Origin of the sequence: Parasphingopyxis sp. (assembly GCF_052168295.1) — a bacterium.
In the GTDB taxonomy this organism is placed as follows: Bacteria; Pseudomonadota; Alphaproteobacteria; order Sphingomonadales; family Sphingomonadaceae; genus Parasphingopyxis.
Genome location: NZ_JBQLZN010000055.1, coordinates 1 through 7,324 on the forward strand (window position 1 = coordinate 1; position 7,324 = coordinate 7,324).

The 7,324-nt window shown below is 62.8% G+C and carries 9 protein-coding genes; all 9 read right to left on the minus strand.

Annotated elements, in window-relative coordinates; all coding sequences use genetic code 11:
- A partial coding sequence (rpsO, locus tag ACTS1Z_RS09340; RefSeq protein WP_442624184.1) for a 30S ribosomal protein S15 occupies window positions 1-193 on the minus strand: 193 nt, incomplete at its 3' end.
- A 25-nt stretch (window positions 194-218) separates the two neighbouring features.
- Window positions 219-1,139 carry a tRNA pseudouridine(55) synthase TruB gene (gene truB / locus ACTS1Z_RS09345; protein WP_442624185.1) on the minus strand — a complete coding sequence of 307 codons (921 nt, stop codon included), beginning with the start codon at window positions 1,137-1,139 and terminating at the stop codon, window positions 219-221.
- Window positions 1,121-1,681, minus strand: a complete 561-nt coding sequence (locus ACTS1Z_RS09350; RefSeq protein WP_442624186.1) for a GNAT family N-acetyltransferase — start codon at window positions 1,679-1,681, stop codon at window positions 1,121-1,123. Before ACTS1Z_RS09350 ends, truB begins: the two co-directional genes overlap by 19 nt.
- 55 nt (window positions 1,682-1,736) lie before the next feature.
- Window positions 1,737-2,102, minus strand: a complete 366-nt coding sequence (locus tag ACTS1Z_RS09355) for a DUF6491 family protein (protein ID WP_442624187.1) — start codon at window positions 2,100-2,102, stop codon at window positions 1,737-1,739.
- A gap of 85 nt (window positions 2,103-2,187) precedes the next feature.
- Window positions 2,188-2,766 carry a thymidine kinase gene (locus ACTS1Z_RS09360; RefSeq protein ID WP_442624188.1) on the minus strand — a complete coding sequence of 193 codons (579 nt, stop codon included), beginning with the start codon at window positions 2,764-2,766 and terminating at the stop codon, window positions 2,188-2,190.
- A gap of 38 nt (window positions 2,767-2,804) precedes the next feature.
- Entirely contained in the window at window positions 2,805-3,314 is a 510-nt protein-coding gene (locus ACTS1Z_RS09365) for a DUF2239 family protein (RefSeq protein WP_442624189.1), read from the minus strand.
- Window positions 3,315-3,393: 79 nt separating this feature from the next.
- Window positions 3,394-4,236, minus strand: a complete 843-nt coding sequence (locus ACTS1Z_RS09370; protein ID WP_442624190.1) for an enoyl-CoA hydratase — start codon at window positions 4,234-4,236, stop codon at window positions 3,394-3,396.
- Between the two features lie 60 nt (window positions 4,237-4,296).
- Window positions 4,297-4,689, minus strand: a complete 393-nt coding sequence (gene rbfA / locus ACTS1Z_RS09375) for a 30S ribosome-binding factor RbfA (RefSeq protein WP_442624191.1) — start codon at window positions 4,687-4,689, stop codon at window positions 4,297-4,299.
- A gap of 227 nt (window positions 4,690-4,916) precedes the next feature.
- Window positions 4,917-7,324: translation initiation factor IF-2 (gene infB, locus ACTS1Z_RS09380; protein WP_442624192.1), on the minus strand; the 2,408-nt coding region annotated here is incomplete at its 5' end.

A 7,324-nucleotide genomic window follows, 5' to 3' on the forward strand; every position in this document is an offset into this window, starting at 1 on the left:
TGCGGCGCTTGTTGACCAGCATCAGCAGCCCGCGGCGCGAATGATGGTCCTTGTGATGGCCTTTGAAATGTTCGGTGAGGTTGGTGATCCGTTCGGTCAGGATCGCGACCTGCACTTCAGGAGAACCCGTATCGCCGTCTTCACGGGCATGTTCCTTGATCACTTCGGCCTTGCGTTCGGCAGTAATCGACATCGCATAATTCCTTTCGAATAAGCGTTCATAGATTAAATCCGCGCACGACTTTCAGCTCGATCCCGTCGCATTCCACGAGAGCAACCGGAACAGACTGGTCGGTTGCAAGATAGAGCCCGGCAGTGGCGGAAACCCCGATCACCCGCTGCCCCATGCGGAGCTGCCTTGCCTGATCGGGAGCGACGGGTAGAGCCGGGATGTCGTCCAGCCCTGCCGCCAATGGCAAGAGTGCCTGTTCAAGGCCGTGGCTCTTAGCGAGTTCGTCCAGTTTGTCCAGCGAAATCGCGCTTTTCAGCGAAAAGGGGCCGGCCTTGCTGCGGTGCAACATAGTGACGTGACCGACCGTGTTCAAGGCACGCGCGATGTCGCGGGCGAGGGAGCGGATATAGGTACCCTTGGAAACATGGGCGGTGAGGGCGACCTCGGTGAGCTTTCCGGTCCTGTCGGGCGGCATTATCGAGAGCGCGTGGATGGTTACCCCGCGGGTCTTCATCTCGACGTCTTCGCCGGCGCGAGCCCGCGCATAGGCCGGCTTGCCATCGATCTTGAGGGCGGAATATTTGGGCGGGATCTGGTCTATCGATCCAGTGAATTGCGGCAGGACCGCCTCGATATCGGAGAGAGAAGGGCGGTTCTCGGAGCGTTCGGTGACTTCGCCCTCGGCGTCCAGCGTGTCGGTCTCGGTCCCGAACTGAATGGTGAAATCATAGACCTTGTCGCTATCGAGCATCCGGCCCGCGAGCTTCGTCGCTTCGCCGAGCGCGATCGGTAGCACGCCGGACGCGAGCGGGTCCAGCGTCCCGCCATGGCCGACTTTCACCTTCGCATAGCCGCCCTCGCGCAACGCCCGCTTCACTGCCGATACGCAGGGCGTCGAGCCGATCCCGACGGGTTTGTCGAGAATGATCCAGCCATGGAGGGCGGGTTTTACGTCCGGGTCTGCCATTCCTCGGCCAATAGCCCGAAAACCGCCGTGTCGCGAACATAACCCGTCCAGGTGATACGGTTTTCGCGCAGCGTGCCTTCATGCGTCGCACCGAGTTTCAGCACCGCGGCCATCGAGCGCTTGTTGCGGGTGTCGACGCGGAATTCGATCCGGCGATAGCCGCAGGCGATGGCGTGATCGATCAGCAGCGTCTTCATCGTGCGATTGAAGGGCCCGCCGCGCACCGCCGGCGCGATATATGTCCCGCCGATCTCGAGCACGGGCTGAAAACCGCCGGGCCGGATATAGTTGGTCATACCGACGACATCTTCGCCGTTCAGCACGATGAAATTCACCCAGTCTTCCGTGTCGGCCAGTTCGCCGATCCGATCGAATCCCCGATCGAAATGCTCATCGAGCATCGAGAAGGGATAGATGTCCCATATATCGGGATCGGCGGCACAGGCAGCACGCAGGCCCTCGCGATGGGCCTCGGTGCGCAGTTCGAGCCGCACATCGCCATTGGACAGCGGCTGGGCAAGCATGGAGCGATCGGCGGCCATGGCCGCCCATTGGCAGGCGATTGTGGCGCGGACGGGGCGGCTATTCCGCCTGCGTCTATTCTGCCGTCTCGTCGGGATCGGGAATGCGCACCAGACTGCGCACGCGGCAACGCTGGTCGCGCGTGATCACGCTACTGAAACGGTCGAACCGGCCATTGCTGTTGACGTCGAACCCGATCGCCTCGGTAAAGCGCAGGCCGTTGCAGGGCCCGAGAAACTCGGCGCGATACCAGCGACCGCGATTGGCTTCTATCAGCAATATATCGCGCTCCGGCGCCCGCCAGCTGCGGATCGAGCTGTTCGCGAACGGGATATAGGCCTGTTCGGGCTCCGCGCTTGCCGAGCCGTCATCCGGATCGTCAAAAGCGGCGGCCGGGGCCGCCAGCGTCAGCGCGGTGATGGAGGCGAGAAACGTCTTCATGCCGATAGCGCTAGCCGCGTCCGCCTGAACGGAGCCTGAGCCGATGCCGTCGCCGCCCGATACGCCGGAGCCGGCAACTACTCGGTCAGCGCCCCAACCGTTGCATGAAATGCTTGCGGCACAGCGCGATGTAGCGCTCGTTTCCGCCGATCTCGGTCTGTTTGCCGGCGCTGACGGCCTTGCCGGTTTCATCGATGCGCAGGTTCATCGTCGCTTTCTTCCCGCACTCGCAGACCGCTTTCAGCTCGACCAGCGAGTCGGCAAGGGCGAGCAATGTCGCCGATCCTTCGAACAATTCGCCCTGGAAATCGGTGCGCAGACCATAGGCGAGTACGGGAATATTCTGCTCGTCCGCCAGGCGCGCGCATTGCCAGACCTGATCCTTGGTCAGGAATTGTGCTTCGTCGATCAGCACGCAGGCGAGCGGCGTTTCGCGATGCTCTTCGAGTACCGCATCATGGATATTGCTATTCTCGTCGAAGCGATGGGCGTCGCTGTTGAGGCCGATGCGCGAGCTGATCGCGCCGAACCCCGGCCGGTCATCGAGCGCGGCGGTCCACAGCATCACCTGCATGCCCCGTTCGCCATAGTTGAATGCAGCCTGCAGCAGCGTCGAGGATTTGCCGGCATTCATCGACGCATAGTAGTAATAGAGCTTGGCCACGCGGCGAGCCTAGCGCCGCATGCTGCCGCGCGCCAAGCCTATTGCCCCCAGGCCAAGCCGAGGGCGTGATCGCGCACGGCGATCGGCCATTTCGCGGTCAGCGTTTCGAACCGGTTCCGGTCGTCGGCATAGAGCGCGCGGATCGCTTCCTCGAAATGCGGATAGTCGCCGGCCATAGCGCTCAAGAAATGATAGGCCGCGTCGCGCTTCGAACGGTCGGGCAGGCCGGCCTTGCGCGCCGTCTCGACGAGTTTGCGCAGGGTCGCGGATGCGCCGCCCGGCTGTTTGGTGAGCCAGTCCCAATGCCGGGGGAGCAGCGTCACCTCCTTCGACGTCACGCCGAGTTTCGGCCGCCCGCGTTTCGGCGGTGCAGGCTCCTGCGCCAGCGCGCGAAGATCGAAATCGACCTGCTGCCCGGTCTCGTCGTCGAACACGAGAATGTCCGACGCGCGTTCGGTTTCCGGCATGCCGCGCAGGGTTTCGACGATATGGTTGCGCGAGCCGGTTGCGAGCCAGCTTTCGGTCACGAATGCGGTGTAGCTTGTCATCATAGCCTCCTGAACGGACGGCTATTTATTCCGGGGTAAAATACGAGTCAATATACCCGGGTAAAATTATTTCTCGATCTCAATCGTCGGATTTCCGGGTCTCCGCGCGGATCGTGTCGGCGCCGGACGGATCGATCGGCACGCCATGGTTGAGCCGGGCATTGGCATGGCCAACCTGCTGCCAGCCCATTGCCGCCTGGATCGCCGTCCATTGGCCTTGTGCGTCGAGGCTCTGGTTGCAGGCGAGCTTGGCAAGCCTGAGGCCGATCATGGGCCGTTTCGCGATCCGTTCTGCCATATCGAGCGTGAAGCTCTCCAAGGTTTCGCGCGGCACGACATGATTGACCATGCCGAGCTGCCTGCATTCCTCGGCACTGAAACTCGTGCCGGTGAACAGCATCTCCTTGGCCTTGCGATGCCCGACCTCCCAGACATGGGTGAAATATTCATGGCCGTTCACGCCGAACGCCACGACCGGGTCGGAGAAGCGCGCATCCTCGCTCGCGATGACGATATCGAAGGGCCAGACCAGCATCAGCCCACCCGCGATGCACTGGCCCTGCACCTGGACGACCGTCGGCTTGGGCAGATTGCGCCAGCGCCAGCACAGGCCGAGATACATTTCCTGTTCGGTGCTCATCTGTCCGGCCTGGCCCGGTTCATCGAAGCCGGCCCATTGCGTGACCGGGCCGTGATCGGCGGGACCCGATCGATCCTTCAGGTCGTGCCCGGCGGAAAAATGGTCGCCATTCGCCGCGATGACGATGCAGCGGACATCGTCATCCTGTGCGGCGCGGGTCAGCGCCCGGTCAATCTCGTAGAGCATCTTCGCATCCTGCGCGTTCGCCTTGTCGGCGCGATCGAGTGTGATCCGCGCGACATGCTCGGCTGGCGCGTCATAGAGTATGCGCTCGAAATCCATGCTTTCCTCCCGTCATCGATGCTGGGTCGCTTGCCGATAGCAGACCGGACGGGGGCAGGCCTATTCCTCGCCGGATTCGGACAGGTCGCGCGCGATTTTCGGATCGCGCAGGAGCCGGTCGATCTTGCCGCCCTCGTCGAAACTCTCGTCGAGCAGGAATTTGAGGTTGGCTGCATATTTGGTGTTCACACGGCTCGCGACCTCGCCGCGCAAATAGCGGACATTCCTTTTGAGCGCTGCGAGCACCTCTTCTTCGTCGCCGCCGAGCAACGGTTTCACGAAGACGGTGGCATGGCGAAGGTCCGGCGACATGCGCACTTCGGTAACGCTCACCAAATGCGTGGAAAGCACCTCGTCATGCACGTCGCCGCGGGAAAGGATTTCGGACAGCACATGGCGCACGCGTTCGCCGACGCGCAGCAGTCTTACGGATTGTGTGTCTTCGGATGCCATCGGCGGTCTCTTATGTCTCGGCCTACGACATGGGCCTCAGGCCCGGGACGAGACCGCCGATCACGGAATCAGAACGGCCTATTTCTTGCCGCCCTTGTCACCGCCTTTATCGCCGCCCTTGTCGCCCGGCTTGCCCTTGTCGCCGCCTTTGCCTGGATCTTTCTTGTCGCCCATCTCGGCTCTCCCTCTTGTTTTGGAAAGAGCAGTCTAGGCGCAATTTGTGACAGCTACAATGTGCGCTCTTTTTCCTCGACCTCGAACACTTCGAGCGTGTCGCCTGCTTTCACGTCGTTCGTGTCCTCAAGCACGACGCCGCATTCGAGGCCCGAGCGGACTTCTTCGACATCGTCCTTGAAGCGTCGCAGCGAGGCGATCGTCGTCGCGCTGACGATGACATCGTCACGCATCAGACGGGTGCTGAGGCCCTTGCGGATGAAGCCTTCGGTGACGAGCAGGCCGGCCGCCTTGTCTTTCTTGCCGGCCGGGAAGACTTCCTTGATCTCGGCGCGGCCGACGACATTCTCGATCCGCTCCGGCCCGAGTTCGCCCGCCATTTCGGCTTTGATCTCGTCGAGCAGGTTATAGATGATGTCGTAGTAGCGCAGCTCCACATTGTCGCGCTTCGCGATGTCGCGGGCCTTGGCGTTCGGGCGCACGTTGAAGCCGATGATCGGGGCATTGGAGGCTGCGGCCAGCGTCACATCGCTTTCCGTGATACCGCCGACGCCCGAATGCAGGACGCGGACCTTGATATCGTCGGTCGAAATCTGTTCGAGCGAGCTAATAATCGCTTCCACCGAACCCTGGACGTCCGCCTTGATGACGAGCGGGAACTCGATCGCCTGCGCTTCGCCCATCGCCGAGAACATGTTCTCGACGCTGGTCGGCGTCTGCGTCGTCCGCGCGCGGTCGATAACGCCCTGCCGATAGGCGGCGACTTCGCGGGCGCGCGATTCGTCCTCGACGACCGTCAGCGGATCGCCGGCATTGGGCACGCCAGACAGGCCGAGCACTTCGACCGGCACGGACGGGCCGGCTTCCTTCACCTGCTTGCCCTTGTCGTTGACCATGGCACGCACCTTGCCGCTCTCGGCGCCGACGACGAAAATGTCGCCGGTCTTCAGGGTGCCGCGATTGACGAGCACCGTTGCGACCGGGCCGCGGCCCTTGTCGAGCTTCGCTTCGACGACCGTGCCCTCGGCTTCGCGGTCCGGATTGGCCTTGAGTTCGAGCAGTTCTGCCTGGAGCAGGATTTTCTCGACGAGTTCGTCGAGCCCGTCGCCCTTGAGCGCGGAGATTTCGACATCCTGCACGTCGCCGGACATCGCTTCGACGATCACTTCATGTTCGAGCAGCCGCTCGCGCACTTTCTGCGGATCGGCACCTTCGACATCCATTTTGTTGATCGCCACGATCATCGGCACCTCGGCGGCCTTGGTGTGGTTTATGGCCTCGATCGTCTGCGGCATGATGCCATCATCCGCGGCAACGACCAGGATCACGATATCGGTGACGTTCGCGCCACGCGCCCGCATTTCCGTGAACGCGGCGTGGCCCGGCGTGTCGAGGAAGGTGATTTCCTGACCGTCCTTCGTCTTCACCTGATAGGCGCCGATGTGCTGGGTGATGCCGCCGGCTTCGCCCGAAACGACCTCGCTGCCGCGCAGCGCGTCGAGCACGCTCGTCTTGCCGTGATCGACATGGCCCATAACCGTGACGACGGGCGGGCGCGGCTTCAGATCCTCGGGCTTGTCCTCTTCGCCTTCCATGCCGAGTTCGACATCGGCTTCCGAAACGCGCTGGATATTGTGCCCGAATTCGGTGACGAGCAGTTCGGCCGTATCCTGGTCGATCGTCTGGTTGACGGTCACCGCCATGCCCATCTTGAACAGCGATTTCACCAGATCGGCGGCCTTCTCCTCCATCCGCTTGGCAAGTTCGCCGACCGTGATGGCTTCCGGCACCGTAACGTCGCGCGCCTTCTTGACCTTGGGCTGGTCGTCGGCGTGCGCGCGCTTTTCCTTGTCCTTCTCGCGAGCACGCTTGAGCGCGGCGAGCGAACGCGAACGCGGGCTGCCGTCGCCGTCGCGCAAGGCGCGGTTGACGGTGAGCTTCGAACGTTCCTTGCGCTTCTCGCTGGCCCGCTTCGGCTTGCCCTTTTCTTCCTTCTTCTTTTCGGGGCGCTTGGGCTTGGCGACCGGTGTGAAGGTGCGCGGCGCCGGTTTGTTCGGATCGAGTGTCGGGCCGCCGGGCTGCGCTTCGGCAGCCGGCGCATCTTCGGGCTCCGCTGCGGTGGCCTCTTGTGCTTCCTGTTCCGCAGCCTCTTCGGCCTTGCGGTTTTCCTCAGCGCGTTTGGCTTCTTCTTCGCTGGCCTGTTTCTTGGCTTCTTCCTCGCGGCGGCGCGTATCTTCGAGCTGCGCCAGGCGGGCCTCTTCGGCCTCGCGCAGCAGTTTTTCCTGTTTTTCTTTACGGGTCAGCGTTTCGTCGGCTTCGCTCTTTTTCTTGGCAGCCGGCGCAGGGGCAGGCGCGGCCGGAGCGGGCGCGGGCGCTTCCTTGGCCTCTTCGGCGGGCGCAGGGGCGGGGGTTTCGCCCGGCTTGGTGAGCACGCGACGTTTCTTGCGCTCGACCACGACCG

Excerpts from the sequence above, each read along its gene's own strand:
- truB (WP_442624185.1), bottom strand. The coding sequence starts at position 1,139 with ATGGCAGACCCGGACGTAAAACCCGCCCTCCATGGCTGGATCATTCTC.
- ACTS1Z_RS09350 (WP_442624186.1), bottom strand. The coding sequence starts at position 1,681 with ATGGCCGCCGATCGCTCCATGCTTGCCCAGCCGCTGTCCAATGGCGAT.
- ACTS1Z_RS09355 (WP_442624187.1), bottom strand. The coding sequence starts at position 2,102 with ATGAAGACGTTTCTCGCCTCCATCACCGCGCTGACGCTGGCGGCCCCG.
- ACTS1Z_RS09365 (WP_442624189.1), bottom strand. The coding sequence starts at position 3,314 with ATGACAAGCTACACCGCATTCGTGACCGAAAGCTGGCTCGCAACCGGC.
- ACTS1Z_RS09370 (WP_442624190.1), bottom strand. The coding sequence starts at position 4,236 with ATGGATTTCGAGCGCATACTCTATGACGCGCCAGCCGAGCATGTCGCG.
- rbfA (WP_442624191.1), bottom strand. The coding sequence starts at position 4,689 with ATGGCATCCGAAGACACACAATCCGTAAGACTGCTGCGCGTCGGCGAA.